14 protein-coding genes are annotated in these 14,132 nt (G+C 60.4%); 7 read left to right on the top strand and 7 right to left on the bottom strand.

Annotation, left to right across the window (positions count from 1 at the left end; translation table 11 throughout):
- The first annotated feature begins 98 nt into the window (after positions 1 to 98).
- Positions 99 to 779, top strand: a complete 681-nt coding sequence (locus tag ALO80_RS12255) for a COG3650 family protein (RefSeq protein WP_055009208.1) — start codon at positions 99 to 101, stop codon at positions 777 to 779.
- A 97-nt stretch (positions 780 to 876) separates the two neighbouring features.
- Positions 877 to 2,490, top strand: a complete 1,614-nt coding sequence (locus ALO80_RS12250) for an NAD(P)/FAD-dependent oxidoreductase (protein WP_055009207.1) — start codon at positions 877 to 879, stop codon at positions 2,488 to 2,490.
- A gap of 93 nt (positions 2,491 to 2,583) precedes the next feature.
- On the opposite strand, the gene ALO80_RS12245 is transcribed toward ALO80_RS12250, so the two are convergent.
- The 5 genes from ALO80_RS12245 to dinG all read right to left on the bottom strand — a co-directional run bounded on the left by ALO80_RS12245 (position 2,584) and on the right by dinG (position 8,843).
- Positions 2,584 to 3,048, bottom strand: coding sequence for an outer membrane lipoprotein (locus tag ALO80_RS12245; protein ID WP_003314430.1), 465 nt, complete (start codon positions 3,046 to 3,048; stop codon positions 2,584 to 2,586).
- 147 nt (positions 3,049 to 3,195) lie between these two features.
- Positions 3,196 to 3,843, bottom strand: a complete 648-nt coding sequence (gene pdxH, locus ALO80_RS12240; RefSeq protein WP_055009206.1) for a pyridoxamine 5'-phosphate oxidase — start codon at positions 3,841 to 3,843, stop codon at positions 3,196 to 3,198.
- A 293-nt stretch (positions 3,844 to 4,136) separates the two neighbouring features.
- Positions 4,137 to 5,285, bottom strand: a complete 1,149-nt coding sequence (locus tag ALO80_RS12235) for an OmpA family protein (RefSeq protein WP_055009205.1) — start codon at positions 5,283 to 5,285, stop codon at positions 4,137 to 4,139.
- Positions 5,286 to 5,438: 153 nt separating this feature from the next.
- The gene (locus ALO80_RS12230; RefSeq protein WP_055009204.1) at positions 5,439 to 6,587 is read right to left on the bottom strand and encodes a serine hydrolase domain-containing protein; all 1,149 of its coding nucleotides are present in this window, start codon (positions 6,585 to 6,587) and stop codon (positions 5,439 to 5,441) included.
- Positions 6,588 to 6,698: 111 nt separating this feature from the next.
- Complete coding sequence (gene dinG / locus ALO80_RS12225) at positions 6,699 to 8,843, bottom strand: ATP-dependent DNA helicase DinG (RefSeq protein WP_055009203.1); 2,145 nt, start codon at positions 8,841 to 8,843, stop codon at positions 6,699 to 6,701.
- Positions 8,844 to 8,949: 106 nt separating this feature from the next.
- Here dinG and ALO80_RS12220 point away from each other — a divergent pair, with 106 nt between their 5' ends.
- The 3 genes from ALO80_RS12220 (at position 8,950) to ALO80_RS12210 (ending at position 11,612) form a co-directional block, all read left to right on the top strand.
- Entirely contained in the window at positions 8,950 to 9,414 is a 465-nt protein-coding gene (locus ALO80_RS12220; RefSeq protein WP_055009202.1) for a CopD family protein, read from the top strand.
- A gap of 180 nt (positions 9,415 to 9,594) precedes the next feature.
- Positions 9,595 to 10,554, top strand: a complete 960-nt coding sequence (locus tag ALO80_RS12215; RefSeq protein WP_055009201.1) for a nucleoside-specific channel-forming protein Tsx — start codon at positions 9,595 to 9,597, stop codon at positions 10,552 to 10,554.
- A gap of 26 nt (positions 10,555 to 10,580) precedes the next feature.
- Positions 10,581 to 11,612, top strand: a complete 1,032-nt coding sequence (locus tag ALO80_RS12210) for a purine-nucleoside phosphorylase (RefSeq protein ID WP_055009200.1) — start codon at positions 10,581 to 10,583, stop codon at positions 11,610 to 11,612.
- A 78-nt stretch (positions 11,613 to 11,690) separates the two neighbouring features.
- On the opposite strand, the gene ALO80_RS12205 is transcribed toward ALO80_RS12210, so the two are convergent.
- Complete coding sequence (locus ALO80_RS12205; protein ID WP_054984349.1) at positions 11,691 to 12,449, bottom strand: hypothetical protein; 759 nt, start codon at positions 12,447 to 12,449, stop codon at positions 11,691 to 11,693.
- Entirely contained in the window at positions 12,442 to 12,717 is a 276-nt protein-coding gene (locus tag ALO80_RS12200; protein WP_054984350.1) for a DUF1145 domain-containing protein, read from the bottom strand. The genes ALO80_RS12205 and ALO80_RS12200 overlap by 8 nt, the downstream gene beginning before the upstream one ends.
- A gap of 218 nt (positions 12,718 to 12,935) precedes the next feature.
- On the opposite strand from ALO80_RS12200, the gene ALO80_RS12195 reads away from it, so the two are divergent.
- A complete protein-coding gene (locus ALO80_RS12195; protein ID WP_055009199.1) occupies positions 12,936 to 13,433 on the top strand; it encodes a DUF6231 family protein in 498 nt (165 codons plus the stop codon).
- Positions 13,434 to 13,436: 3 nt separating this feature from the next.
- Complete coding sequence (locus tag ALO80_RS12190) at positions 13,437 to 13,910, top strand: YchJ family protein (protein ID WP_055009198.1); 474 nt, start codon at positions 13,437 to 13,439, stop codon at positions 13,908 to 13,910.
- Positions 13,911 to 14,132 lie beyond the last annotated feature (222 nt).

Raw genomic sequence — 14,132 nt, 5'->3', positions numbered from 1 at the left:
GCGACGCTCGGTCCGCTCCTGCACGCGATAGACATTCCAACCCTTGTGATGCACCTCCAGTCTGAGTAACGTGGCGGCACTTGTCTGGAGACCACACCATGTTCGCTGCCCGTTCCGTCCTCGTATTTGCTCTTCTACCGCTGTTTGCCGGGTGCCAGTTGCTCGGCAGGCAGGCCGAGGAACCCAAGGTCTCCACGGCGGGCATGCTCCGTATGCAGGGCGATCTGACAGGCGAAAACGGCCAGTTGCTGTTCAAGCCGTGCAACGAGCAGCGCCGCTATGTAGTCAAGGATCGCGGCAACACTGGTATTCTTCAGGAAGCGGCCTCACTGGCAGACAGCAAGGGCACGGTATTCGCCGATCTGCGCGGTAATTTTGCTGCGAGCAAAGCGGCCAGCAGCGATGGTCAGCTGGATCTGCACCAACTGTACCGCGTCGAACGTCCAGGCCAGGCCTGTGAAGATCCCAATTTCAAGCGCCTGACCCTGCACGTCAATGGCAACAAGCCCGCCTGGAACGTCAACGTCAGCGGCAAGGGCATGGTGATCGAGCGCGAAGGTGCCGCACCACTGGCGGTGCCTTATGTGGAAGAGAAGCTGCCAGACGGCAGCTTCAGCGTCAGCAGCGAAGCCAACAACCAGCGCATCGAGATCTGGGTCGCCCCACAACGCTGCGTTGACAGCGTCGATGGCTCGGTGCAACACCTGACGGCCGAGCTGCGTATCAACGGCCAGGCCCAGCGTGGCTGCGGTTATTACGGTGGTTCGCGCGACGACTGATCGGCCACGCTCGCCGCCAAAGGGGTTCAGCGCTTATAATCGCCGGTTCTTGTAGTGCTGTCGGGCTGAACCTGCGGCCCGAAAACTGGACCCCTTAATGTTACGAATCACCGAACTCAAGCTGCCGATCGATCACCCGGAAGAAGACCTGCGCCTTGCACTCCTGCAGCGCCTGGGCATTGACAGCAGCGAATTGCTGGACTTTACCCTCTTCAAACGCAGCTACGACGCGCGCAAAAAGTCATCCGAACTGTGCTTCATCTACACCATCGACTTTCAGGTCTCGGATGAAGAGGCGCTGCTGCGCAAGCTGGTCAACGACCGTCATGTGGGGCCGGCACCTGATGTCAGTTATAAAGTGGTCGGTCACGCTCCCGAAGGTCTGGCAGAGCGCCCGATAGTCGTGGGGTTCGGGCCGTGCGGCATCTTTGCCGGGCTGCTGCTGGCGCAGATGGGCTTCAGGCCGATCATCCTTGAGCGCGGTACCGAAGTGCGCCAGCGCACCAAGGATACCTGGGGTCTGTGGCGCAAAAACGTACTCAATCCCGAGTCCAACGTGCAGTTTGGCGAAGGCGGCGCCGGGACGTTTTCCGATGGCAAGCTTTACAGTCAGATCAAGGACCCGAAATTTATCGGCCGCAAGGTGCTGCACGAGTTCGTGAAGGCCGGTGCGCCGGAAGAAATCCTCTACGTCAGCAAACCGCATATCGGCACGTTCCGCCTGACGGGTGTGGTTGAAAACATGCGCCATCAGATCGAGGCGCTGGGCGGCGAAGTGCGCTTTCAGCAGCGCGTGACCGATCTGCTGATCGAGGACGGCCAATTGCTGGGCGTGCAGCTCGACAGCGGCGAACAGATCGAATCCCGACACGTGATTCTGGCACTGGGCCACAGTGCCCGTGATACGTTCCGCATGCTGCACGGTCGTGGCGTGTTCATGGAGGCCAAACCTTTCTCGGTCGGTTTCCGTATTGAACACCCGCAATCGCTGATCGACCGGGCGCGGCTGGGCAAATACGCCGGGCACCCGAAACTGGGCGCAGCCGACTATAAACTGGTGCACCACGCCAGCAACGGTCGCTCGGTCTACAGTTTCTGCATGTGCCCTGGCGGTACTGTCGTGGCAGCCACTTCAGAGCCAGGGCGCGTGGTCACCAACGGCATGAGCCAGTATTCGCGCAACGAGCGTAATGCCAACTCGGGCATTGTGGTCGGTATCTCGCCGGAGCAGGATTTCCCCGGCAGCCCGCTGGCCGGTATCGAGCTGCAGGAGCGCCTTGAATCTCACGCGTATCTGCTCGGCGGCAGCAGCTACGAAGCGCCGGCGCAACTGGTCGGCGACTTCATTGCGGGCAGGGCCTCGACCGCTCTGGGCAGCGTTGAACCGTCCTACAAGCCGGGTGTGAAGCTGGTGGACCTTGCCGAAGCCCTGCCCGCTTTTGCCATCGAAGCCATTCGTGAAGCCTTGCCGGCGTTCGACAAGCAGATCAAAGGCTTCTCGCTGCATGATGCCGTGCTGACCGGCATCGAAACCCGCACCTCGGCACCGCTGCGCATTACTCGCGGGCCGACCCTGCAAAGCCTGAATACCAAAGGCCTGTACCCCGCCGGTGAAGGCGCTGGTTATGCGGGCGGGATTCTTTCCGCCGGCGTGGACGGCATTCGGGTGGCTGAAGCACTGGTGCGGGACATGCTGGGGATCGAGGGTTGACGTCGGTTTGATTTCCAGCACAGGACTGGAAACATACCGCAATAAAAAACCCCGAGCATTTCGGCTCGGGGTTTTGCTGTGCGCTGCTGCCGATCAGTGGGTAACGCGGCTGGTACCGTTGACGCTCATGATGCGCACGCGCTCGCCGACCCGGAAAATCTCGTTTTCCTGAACCTGCTGCACGTAGGCGCGCATGCTGCCATCGTCTTCGCGCACGGTAATTTCGACACCCTGCGTACGGGTCAGGCCTTCTTCGGTCGCTGAACCCAGCAGACCACCGGCCACCGCGCCGATTACCGCCGCCACGATGCTACCGCGACCGCCACCGATGGCGCTGCCACCCACGCCGCCGACGACTGCACCCGCAGCGCCGCCAATCGGGGTCTTGGTGCCTTCGATTTTAACCGGACGCAAGGATTCGATAGTGCCCATGCGGACGGTCTGTACGGTCCTGGCCTCATCGCGGGAATAGGAATCACCGGTCAGATTCGAGGTACAGCCGCCCAACGTCAATGCCATGGCAGTGAACGAAGCAACCAGAAGAGCAGACTTGCGCATAAAGGGAATCTCCAGAGGAATCAGTGGCCATTAGACTACCCGACAAAGGTGCTGTCACGGCCCCGATCCTGCAATTTAAGTTCATTCAGGCGTCATACAGCGACGCTCTGTATAACGCTCAGACGACCGGCCAGACGAATAATTCAATCAGGGTGCCAGGCGCTCGCGTGTCCATGTGCCGTTTACTGAACGATAGTTCAAACGGTCATGAAGTCGACTGGAGCGACCCTGCCAAAACTCGATCCGATCGGGTAAAAGGCGGTAGCCCCCCCAGTGCTCGGGGCAATGTGGCTGGGTGTCTGCGAAGCGTTGTTGCGTCTGTCTGATCAGACCTTCCAGTTCGTCACGATCGGCGATCACGCGACTTTGTGGCGAGGCCCATGCGCCAAGTCGACTGCCCAATGGACGCACCTGGTAATAAGCATCCGACTCCTGCGCGCTGACCTTCTCGACCCGGCCTTCGACACGTACCTGCCGCTCCAGCGTCGGCCAGAAGAACGTCATGGCAGCGAATGGGCGTGCAGCCAGTTGCTGGCCCTTGGCGCTGTCGTAGTTGGTGAAGAACGTGAACCCCTGAGTGTCCAGCCCTTTGAGCAATAAAACGCGGCAATGAGGACGGCCTTGCTCATCGACCGTCGCCAGGGTCATGGCATTGGCCTCGACAGGCGGCTGCTCGGTCTTTACTGCGTCTTCGAACCAGGTGTGGAAGAGTGCAAACGGTTCGTCCGGTGATTGCGCTTCGGTCAATCCGTCGCGAGTGTAGTCACGGCGCATGTCAGCCAGGGTCTGGGTCATGGTTTCATTCCTGCGCAGATATCATGAACGTTAGCTAACTCTCGTTACGAGGCTCGGCGCTCGTCGTTATCACACATTCGTTTTTTTGATTCTGGCCGAAGGCCGTGGGAGCGAACTTGTTCGCGAAGGCTATGTTGTGGGCGATAAATCATTGGTGAATGTAAGGCCCTCTTCACGAACAAGTTCGCTCCCACACCCTCCGGGCAGAAGCCTGAAAGCCTTGTTTCTCGGGCTATTCAGGACCTGTGCACAACGCAGAGCGTGGAGACGAAAGTCGTTGAAGTACACAGGCCTCAGTTACTGGCCTGGCTGTCATCTTTCTTGGCAGGTGCCTTGGCCGGAGCCTTGGCCGCTGCCGGCTTTTTAGCCGCTGCAGTGGTCTTGGCGGGTGCGGCCTTTTTGGCGGTGCTGGCCTTGGCCGGTGCAGCCTTCTTGGCCGTGTCTTTCTTCGCAGCCGCGGCTTTCTTGGCAGGTGCGGCAGCAGGTGCTGGCGCGACCGGCTTGACGTCCTGAGTAGCCACCATGGTCGGTGCCACTGGCGGCAGCGCGTATCGGCTCATCAGCGCGCGCATGGTGTCCTGCGGCGTCATGAGGATTTCGACACGGCGATTGAGCGCACGGCCTTGCAGGCTGTCGTTGGCGGCGCGCGGCATCACGGCACCCATCCCACGCTGGCTCAGGCGATTACGCTCCAGACCACTGAGACGGAAGATCGCAGCAACGGACTGCGCCCGCTCCTGGCTGATCTTCTGGTTGGCTTCGGTAGGACCCGACGTATCGGCATGACCGAGGATCAGCACTGCTGTCTTCTGATCGCCTTCAACCGCCTTGGCCAGACGGGTGATCGGGCCGAGCGTATTGGGCAGCAGCATGGCCGGACGGTCAGGATTGAACGAGCTGTCGACCGGTGCGGTAATCGCCAGCAGGTCTTCGCGACGCTCCAGCTGGAACGGGCTGTCCTTGATTGCGGCGCGCAGGCGCGGCTCATACTCGTCCAGCCAGGCCTGAGTTACTTTCGGATCGGGCATCGGCAGCGCTTTAGGCTCGTCCTTCTTGCCTTCGCTGTTGCCGAACGGCCACCACCATTTGCTGTCGGTTTCCGACTTGGCTAACAGGGCAGGCGCGGCTGGCTTGTCCGCAGGCTTGCTGGCCACAGCATCAGGCTTTGCCTGAGCATTGTCGCTGGAACCAAACGGCCAGTACCAGCGAGTGCCGCCTTCAGCGTCCGCCGCAGGGGTCGGTGCTGCAGCGGCCTTGGCCACCGGAGCCGCTGCGGGGCTCGGCGCAGGAGCCTTTTCGGCAGCGCCTGCGTCAGCAGACTCGCTGCCAGAACCGAACTGCCACCAATGGCCTCCGGTTGCAGCAGAGTCGGATTGAGGGGTTTGAGCACAGCCGGTGACGGCGATGCACAGAGCGAGAACGAGGCTTTTATTAGACGACATGGATAACCCGCAACGGTTTTGATCAGACAGAAGGACGTGACTACGCCGGTATAACATGCATAAAGATGCAGTTGGAAAAAGAAACCGTCGTACGGTTCCTGTTACAGCCATTTAACTGACAGTCGGTATGAAACAAGCACTTATGGCCGATACTTACTGCAAACACTCACGCAGGATCCCGGCCAGTTTCTGAGCGCGTGGATCCATCAGAATGTAGGGCCCCAGGGTGTTGGTGACGAAGCCAAAGGCAACCTCGTGATCCGGATCGGCGAAACCTACCGAACCGCCCGCCCCCGGATGGCCAAAGGCCTTGGCCCCCAGTCCGTAAGTCGCGTTGGCGACGCCCGGCTGATCGAGCATGCAGCCTAATCCAAGACGCGTTGAAGTCAGCAGCGTCTTGTCCTGACCGAGGCTGTGTTCACGGGTCAGCTCGTTGAGCATGTCTGCTTCAAGCAGGCTGCCATCGAGCAAACCGTTATAGAAACCGGCAAGACTGCGCGCATTGCCGTGGCCGTTGGCCGCCGGTTGCTGCATGCGTCGCCATTCCGGCTTATTGGTACTGGTCATGATCGATGGCGGATTGGTGAATGCCCTGGCGGTGATGGAGGCTGGCTCGCGCATCGTCGCCTGCAGCACACGCTGAGCAGCAGCGTCGCCGGCATTACCCTTGCCGCGGGCGATATGAGCGACGCGATGAAACTGGTCATCCGCCAGGCCAACGTGAAAATCCAGCCCAAGCGGACGTGAAATCCGCGCGGCAATCGAGTCTCCAGGGTCTCGGCCATCGGCACGACGCAATACCTCGCCCACCAGCCAGCCATAGGTGATTGCCGCATACCCGTGCCCCTGCCCCGGAGTCCACCAAGGCTCTTCAGTTGCCAGGGCGGCGGTCATCGTGTCCCATTGGTAAAGCGCTTCGGCAGGCAATTGTTCGCGCAGTGCGGGCAAACCCGCCTGATGGCAGAGCAATTGGCGCAGAGTGATCGAGGCTTTGCCCGCTGCGGCGAATTCAGGCCAGAGCCGGGCAACCGGTTCGTCCAGCGTCAACTTGCCTTCTTCGACCAGTTGCAATACCGCTACGCTGGTGAAGGTCTTGGTGCAGGAAAACAGGTTGGCGATGGTATCGGTATGCCAGGCCTCGGCACCGTCCTTGTCGGCAGTACCCGCCCACAGGTCAACCACGGTCTGGCCACCCACCTGGATACATAACGCGGCACCACGTTCCTGAGGGTCGTCAAAAAGCGCCGCAAAGGCTTCACGTACCGCTTCGAACTGAAGTTCGTAATGACCCTGGATCTGCAACGGCTGACTCCTGACTGACTGTACCAAGCCTGATCACAGGCTGAATGGGCGCGTATTGTTCCAGCGATCGGGCGCTTTGGGAACAGACGTGAATCAACCGACAGCGTAGATTCAGGAAATCTCGCGGCGGAACGGTGGCAGCGCATTGAGAATTGCCTTGCCATAGCGCTGAGTGACGACGCGACGATCCAGCAGCGTAATGGTGCCGCGGTCCTCTTCGGTACGCAGCAACCGGCCACAGGCCTGTACCAGACGCAACGAAGCATCGGGCACCGCGATTTCCATGAACGGGTTGCCACCCCGCGCCTCGATCCACTCGGCCAGAGCCGCCTCGACCGGGTCATCCGGTACCGCGAACGGGATCTTGGCGATAACCACGTGTTCGCAGTAGGCACCGGGCAAATCCACACCCTCGGCAAAGCTGGCCAGCCCGAACAACACGCTGGACTCGCCGCTGTCGACCCGAGCCTTGTGCTTGTTGAGGGTTTCCTGTTTGGACAGGTTGCCCTGAATGAACACCTGCTTGCGCCATTCGCGATCCAGGCCGTCGAAGACATCCTGCATCTGCTTGCGCGACGAATACAGCACCAGCGTGCCTCGCGACCCTTCCACCAGACCAGGCAGGTCACGAATTATCGCTGCGGTGTGGGCCACCGAGTCACGCGGATCGGCCTTGAGGTCCGGCACGCGCAGCACACCGGCATCGGCGTGATGGAACGGGCTTGGCACCACAGCGGTAACCGCCCCTTTCGGCAGACCGGCACGCATGCGGTAGCGATCGAACTTGCCCAGCGCGGTCAGCGTGGCGGAGGTCACCAGCGCGCCATAGGCGATGTTCCACAGATTACGACGCAACATCTCCGCCGCCAGAATCGGGCTGGCGTTGACCTCGATATCGAACAACGCACCACTGTCGGCCAGGGTCAGCCAGCGTGCCATCGGCGGGCTGTCTTCCGGGTCCTCGGCGGTGAAGGCGGTCCATAATTCCCAGTTGCCATGAGCACGGGCCAGCAGGCTGCCGAACAGCGGATACCACTCCTCGGCCTGATGGCTCGCGATGCCGATGTTGACTTCGCCGTCCATGCCTTCCTTGAGCAGCTCGGTGAGACGGGTGAACAGGTCGTCCAGACGCGCAAAACCCTTCTTGAGCTCGATGCCCATCTCGCGGATATGCTCGGGAATCACGCCGCCGACAAAGCGGTGACGTGGCCGCTCGCGGCCCTGCATGTCTTCACCGGCGCGGAAATCCGCCAGTTGCTCACAGGCACCAAACATGAATTGCTGATGGCCCTTGATCTCGCGGGCCAGTTCCGGCACCTGCTCGATCAGCTTGCCCAGATCGCCAGGCAGTGGATGCTGGGCCAGCAGCTTGGCGAGGTTCTTGGCGGTCTGCTCCAGCCAGTCGGCAGTAGACCGCAGTCGGGTGTAGTGGGCAAAGTGGCCGATGGCCTTGTCCGGCAGGTGGTGCCCTTCGTCGAATACGTACAGTGTGTCACGCGGATCCGGCAGCACCGCACCGCCGCCCAGTGCCAGGTCGGCCAGCACCATATCGTGGTTGGTGACGATCACATCGACCTTGCCCATGCCTTCACGCGCCTTATAGAAGGCGCACTGCTGAAAGTTGGGGCAATGCCGGTTGGTGCACTGACTGTGATCGGTGGTCAGTCGCGCCCAGTCCTGATCGGCAAGCTCCTGGGGCCAGCTGTCGCGATCACCGTCCCACTTGTTGCCTGCCAGCTTCTGCAACATGCTGGTGAAAAGCTTCTGACTGGCTTCGTCGACTTCGATCTTGAAACCTTCTTCCTCGAACAGCTGCGCGGTTGCGTTGGTCGCGTCACTTTCCTGCAGCAGCATGTCGAGTTTCGACAGACACATGTAACGCCCGCGCCCCTTGGCCAGGGCAAAAGTAAAATTCAGACCGCTGTTGCGCATCAGATCCGGCAGATCCTTGTAGACGATCTGCTCCTGCAACGCGACGGTCGCGGTGGCGATCACCAATCGCTTGCCTGCTGCCTTGGCGGTGGGGATCGACGCGATGGCGTAGGCCACGGTCTTGCCGGTGCCCGTCCCGGCTTCGACGGCCACTACCGCAGGATCGCCCGAACGACGGCCCTCTTCATCGGTGTCAATGTCGCCCAGCACCTTGGCGACTTCCGCGATCATCAATCGCTGGCCATAGCGTGGCTTGAGGCTCTTGGCTTCGAGGAAACGCGAGTAAGCGCCCTGAATCTGGGTTTTGAGTTCGGTACTGATCATTGGCTTCGGTTCGGGGCACGGCTAAAAAGGCTGGATAAATTTTCAGTAGTTCTGAGTGGGCGCTATCATAGCGCGCTAAATCCTTCCGCGCAGAACGGAGTGTCCGATGATCGCTTTTTCTACTGTCTATACATTGCATCTGCTGGCTGCCCTGGTATGGGTTGGCGGGATGTTCTTCGCCTGGATGGTGTTGCGCCCGGCACTCATTGCAGCACTTGAAGGCCCTTCTCGCCTGAAAGTGTGGGTCCAGGTGTTTCCGCGCTTCTTCGTCTGGGTCTGGGCAGCGGTGGTGGTGCTGCCGATCACCGGCATCGGCATGGTCCAGCTGAACTTCAGCGGCTTTGAAACCGCGCCGCGCTATGTGCAGATCATGATGGGACTCTACGTAGTCATGGTTGCGCTGTTTTTGCGTATCCATTCATTGCAGTTGCCGGAGTTGCGTCGTGCCGTGGAGACCGAACAGTGGGCCGAGGGCGCAGCGGCATTGGGCCATATCCGCCGTCTGGTCGGCATCAACCTGATCATTGGCCTGGCCGTGGTCATACTGGCAGCGGCTCGCCCTGGCATTTGAGGCAAAACGGAACATCGCAGGGCACTGGCGGTGACACCGCGCACAGCTTGCGGGCAGTTTCCTGCCCGATCGGTCATCTTCTTTATCCGATATCCAACGCATTCAACACCTTGAAACACTTTGGCATGGGCTGTGCAAACGTTTGCGATCAGCAGTACGCGCCCACGAAAAGGAGCTTCAATGCCACAGCCGCCGTTCACTCGACCCGCAACGCCCTCAAGATTTCTCATGCCTCTGCTGTTCGCCGCCGCTGCGGCGTTGCCATGTACCGGCGTGCTGGCGCAGCCCGCCGCTGCCGAAGACTCGGCGCAGGGCGAAGCACTCAGCCCGCCCGCCTCGCCCAAGGAAGGTAAAGGCGCGTATTTTTCAGACTGGTTCAATCAGGACCTGACGCTGATCGGCAGCAAGGACATCAGCTTCGGCCCAAAACCCAACGACGACATCTATCTGGAGTATGAATACTTCGGCCGCAAGGGGCCGTTCGAACTCTATGGCTATGTCGACGTGCCGAAGATTCTCGGCATCGGCAATGACAACGACAAGGGCGTCTGGGACCACGGCTCACCACTGTTCATGGAGCACGAGCCGCGCATTTCCATCGACTATCTGGCCGGGCGCAGTCTGGCCGTGGGTCCGTTCAAGGAATGGTATGTCGCCTTCGACTGGATCTACGACCACGGCAGCAACTCGGCCAACCGGGCCAACACGCTTTACAGCGGCCTTGGCACTGACATCGATACCCACTCGCGGGTCAATCTGTCGGCCAACTTCTATGGCCGCTATCAATGGGAAAACTACGGGGCCAGCAACGAATACTCGTGGGATGGCTACCGCGCCCAGCTCAAATACATCGTACCGATCAGCACGTTCGACAACGGCGCCTCGCTGACCTACATCGGATTCACCAACTTCGATTTCGGATCAGACCTCAAGAACGATCCGGCACGCACCGGCAACTCCACAGTCGCCACCAACGTGCTGCTCTACGCTTTCACGCATCTGCGTTTCACCCTGGTGGGTCGCTACTTCCACAATGGCGGTAACTGGCAGGACGGCAGCGAGCTTAACTTCGGCGACGGCAATTTCCGCGCGCGCTCTGACGGCTGGGGCTATTACGCAGGCGTGGGCTATCAGTTCTGAACCTGATTATGACGACAGGAGTTTTCATGAAACACATCACTCGCAACACTTTGTGCGCCACGTTGGCATTGCTCAGCCCCGGCATCTGGGCGGCCAACGCGCCGGTTACGCCAGTCACCCCCAAGGTCATGCTGGTCGCCATGTTTGCGCCCGAAGCACAGAACTGGATTGACCGGCTGCACCTGACCAAAGAGATTCAGGTGCCAGGCCTGGCTGCTGAATACCCGGCGATCCGCTGTAACGAGCAGGACGTTTGTCTGATGGTCACGGGTATGGGCCAGACCAATGCTGCCGCCTCGACCCTGGCACTGGCGCTGTCGCCGCAATTCGACCTGCGCAAGACCTATTTCATTGTCGCGGGTATTGCTGGTATCAACCCGCACCACGGTACGCTCGGCACCACCGCGTGGGCGCATTATCTGGTGGAATTCGGTACGCAGTGGGAAATCGATTCCCGCGACGTGCCCAAGGACTGGCCGACCGGTTATCTGGGCATCAACACCAAAGGTCCGAACGAGAAGCCGCCGCTGGATTACAAGACCGAAGTCTTCGAACTCAACCCAAGACTTCAGGCCAAGGCATTTGCCCTGTCTCAAAAAGTGAAGCTCAGCGAGAGCAAGGAATCCGCCGCCTGGCGCGTCAAATACCCTTACGCCCCCGCCAACCAGCCACCGCAGGTCACGCAGTGCGACACGCTGGCTGGCAACACCTGGTTTTCGGGAACGCGCCTGAGTGAACGGGCCGAAGTCTGGACCAGACTGCTGACCGACGGCAAAGGCGTGTATTGCACCACTCAACAGGAGGACAACTCCACTTACGAAGCCCTGTTGCGCGCCAGCAAGGCGGGCAAGGTCGATGTCAACCGGCTGGCCGTGGTGCGCGCAGGTTCCGATTTCGACCGTCCGTATCCGGGTTACAGCGAGGTGGACAACCTGCTCAAATATGCAGATCAGGGTGCATTTGTACCGGCACTGGAAAACCTTTACCGCACCGGTAACCCGCTGGTGCAGGCGATTGTAGGCGACTGGAAAACCTGGGAAAAAGGCGTGCCGCAGTAAACGCGTCGCGGTGATGCCTGTCCGGATCATAGCGTTGCGCCTGATCCGGACAGCCTCTCAAGGGGTAAAACTGTCGAGTTACAGACGCTGCAAAATCAGACTGCCCGCAGGCCCTGCAACACCCGGCAGTCCGGGTTCGCCCGGTCTGCCGGCCTTGCCACCATCCGCACGGTAGACGATGCAACCCTTTGAAGCGCCGCCTTTCCCGGCCTTTCCGCCTTCGCCCCCCTTGCCTGCCGCGCCACCTGCGACATTCACCTTGATACGTTCGGCCGGAAAGCTTTGTGGCAGTTCCAGACGCACCTGCGCACCCGCTGCACCGTCGTGACCGTTGCCACCGCTATCGCCATTGTAACCTCGCCCGGCCTGGCCCCAGGTGCAGCCCGGCTCTTCGCCCGTGCCGCCATCGAGTCCGACATAGCCGGGGCTGCCCGCCCCACCGCGTGCATCAATCGACAGCTCTTCTGCATTGAGACTTTGCAAGCGCAGCGTGAGGTTGCGCCCTGGCAGGGCCGGTTTCTCGAAAGTGCCCGGTGCGCCTCGCGCAGTGATCTGGCTGCCGGTGCCGAATTCACCATGCACCACAACCAGATTGAATGCCTGCACGCCCGGAACGATGGCAATCCGCGCTTCGTGCCCCAGCACCAGCTCGCCGATCTTCACGTCATCGATACCGGCCGGTATCAGCAAAGTGCCGTAGTCGGATACTTCAAGGCGTTCAACTTGCAAGACACTGCTGCTGCCGGGCAGGCGCATCAGCGAATGTGGCGCAACGATGATTGCCTGGGCCATGGCCAGGGGGCTGAACAGTGCCGCCAGCAGAACGAGCTTACGCATGAGAGTGCCCCGTAGCCGAACGGCCGATGGATTGAATATGAAAAATGCCGAACAGAATGATTTTGCCCCGGTCGCGCCAGGGATGCCTGCGGCCGCGCAGGCTGCCGTTGAACAGGATCAGTTCGAGCAAGTGCGTCAATAGCAGTACGGCACCCGCCATGTCGACCATCACGCCAAACGGGCTGGGCGCTTCAATGACCGCATTGGCCAGCACTACCAGCCAGAAGCCCAGCATCAAGATTTTTCCCAGCCCCCAAAAAAGCTTCATTATCTGCCCCCTGTGATGATCCGTTACGAACGCGAAGTCTTTTGCACGCTTTTCGTTGCCGCACAGTAGACGTGCTGTTCAGCGAATATGCCAGCAGTGTATTGAAAAAGATCAAGCATAGATCGTTGTCGCCCGTCTGTGCGCGTTCGCCCTGATACTAGCGTCTGTTCAGAGCCGGTCCGGCAAGCTAGTCTTGTCAGTCAACCAGAGGACTTTCGATGACCGTCGGCTATTCAAACCGCACGCCCCAGCAGGCGCTGGCTGCCCTGCTCGACCGCTACGCTCCAGAGCGCCTGCTGTTGATCGGCGCTCAGGCGTTCCCTGCGTTGCAAGCCTTTCAGAAAGCGCACCCGCAGACCGAGGTGGCGCTGGCCGAGCCGGGCGCGCTGCCCGCGCACCTGGCAGCGCAGCGTTTCGATCTGGCGCTGGTGGTCGATTGCCTGGAGCACATCCCCAAGCGTACCGGCCTGGAACTGCTGGGCGGCATCCGCAACCTCAACGCCAGCCGCATTGCTGTGCTGGCCGACCTGCAGGCTTGTGGCTGGCAGGAGACCGATTTTTTTTCGCTGGCCCTGCAATCCAGCGAACGCTTCGCGCGCGACGAGCAGGTGTTGAATCTGTTTACCTACGACCTGCGCGAATATAAGCAGGTGCCCGACTGGCTGAACGCAAAGTACTGGGCCAACCCGGAGAATTTTGGAAAGTATTGGTGGTGACCTATGAGTAGTGCTATTTGCCCGTGCGGTAGCGGCGATCTGTTGCTGGCCTGCTGCGGTCGCTATCACGCAGGTCAGCCTGCGCCCTGCGCGGAAAAGCTGATGCGCTCGCGCTACAGCGCTTACGTGCTGGGGCTGACCGACTATCTGGTACAGACTACATTGCCGGTGCAGCAGAGCGGGCTGAACCGCGAGGCCATCGCCCAGTGGAGTGCGCAGAGCACCTGGTTGGGGCTTGAGGTAGAAAGCTCGGAGGTGTTTGGCGGCAAGCCTGAACATGCGTTTGTGACCTTCACTGCGCGCTGGCACGATGGTCATGGGGAACACAGCCATAAGGAGCGCTCGTCGTTCGTGCAGAATCAGGGTCGCTGGTATTTCATCGATTCCACCGTGCCGTTGAAGGCTGGCCGCAATGACGTCTGTCCGTGTGGCAGCGAGCAGAAATTCAAGAAATGTTGCTCGGCTTATGTGGACTGAGTCGCGGCTCTTTGCCTGAGCGGGATCATGCATGCGCGTTTGACTCGGGTCGGCTTTTCGCCTCTCGGCGAGTGACTTTGAGGGACCAAAGTGAGAAAAGTCCCGCCTCCGTTTCCGGCCCGACTTTGATTATCGTGCCGACGCTCCGCGTGGGCATGCAGTTCGTGACGCTCTGCGTCACACGGCGGTTCTGGGGTGTCAAGGGGATTGGGGTTCGACTCG

This window comes from Pseudomonas caricapapayae (assembly GCF_001400735.1).
GTDB lineage: Bacteria > Pseudomonadota > Gammaproteobacteria > Pseudomonadales > Pseudomonadaceae > Aquipseudomonas > Aquipseudomonas caricapapayae.
Note: the sequence above shows the minus strand (reverse complement) of the source record. Positions and strands in the feature narration are given on the sequence as shown.

Coding starts and splice junctions, on each gene's coding strand:
- ALO80_RS12255 (WP_055009208.1), top strand. CDS start 99: ATGTTCGCTGCCCGTTCCGTCCTCGTATTTGCTCTTCTACCGCTGTTT.
- ALO80_RS12250 (WP_055009207.1), top strand. CDS start 877: ATGTTACGAATCACCGAACTCAAGCTGCCGATCGATCACCCGGAAGAA.
- ALO80_RS12245 (WP_003314430.1), bottom strand. CDS start 3,048: ATGCGCAAGTCTGCTCTTCTGGTTGCTTCGTTCACTGCCATGGCATTG.
- pdxH (WP_055009206.1), bottom strand. CDS start 3,843: ATGACCCAGACCCTGGCTGACATGCGCCGTGACTACACTCGCGACGGA.
- ALO80_RS12235 (WP_055009205.1), bottom strand. CDS start 5,285: ATGTCGTCTAATAAAAGCCTCGTTCTCGCTCTGTGCATCGCCGTCACC.
- dinG (WP_055009203.1), bottom strand. CDS start 8,843: ATGATCAGTACCGAACTCAAAACCCAGATTCAGGGCGCTTACTCGCGT.
- ALO80_RS12220 (WP_055009202.1), top strand. CDS start 8,950: ATGATCGCTTTTTCTACTGTCTATACATTGCATCTGCTGGCTGCCCTG.
- ALO80_RS12215 (WP_055009201.1), top strand. CDS start 9,595: ATGCCACAGCCGCCGTTCACTCGACCCGCAACGCCCTCAAGATTTCTC.
- ALO80_RS12210 (WP_055009200.1), top strand. CDS start 10,581: ATGAAACACATCACTCGCAACACTTTGTGCGCCACGTTGGCATTGCTC.
- ALO80_RS12205 (WP_054984349.1), bottom strand. CDS start 12,449: ATGCGTAAGCTCGTTCTGCTGGCGGCACTGTTCAGCCCCCTGGCCATG.
- ALO80_RS12200 (WP_054984350.1), bottom strand. CDS start 12,717: ATGAAGCTTTTTTGGGGGCTGGGAAAAATCTTGATGCTGGGCTTCTGG.
- ALO80_RS12195 (WP_055009199.1), top strand. CDS start 12,936: ATGACCGTCGGCTATTCAAACCGCACGCCCCAGCAGGCGCTGGCTGCC.
- ALO80_RS12190 (WP_055009198.1), top strand. CDS start 13,437: ATGAGTAGTGCTATTTGCCCGTGCGGTAGCGGCGATCTGTTGCTGGCC.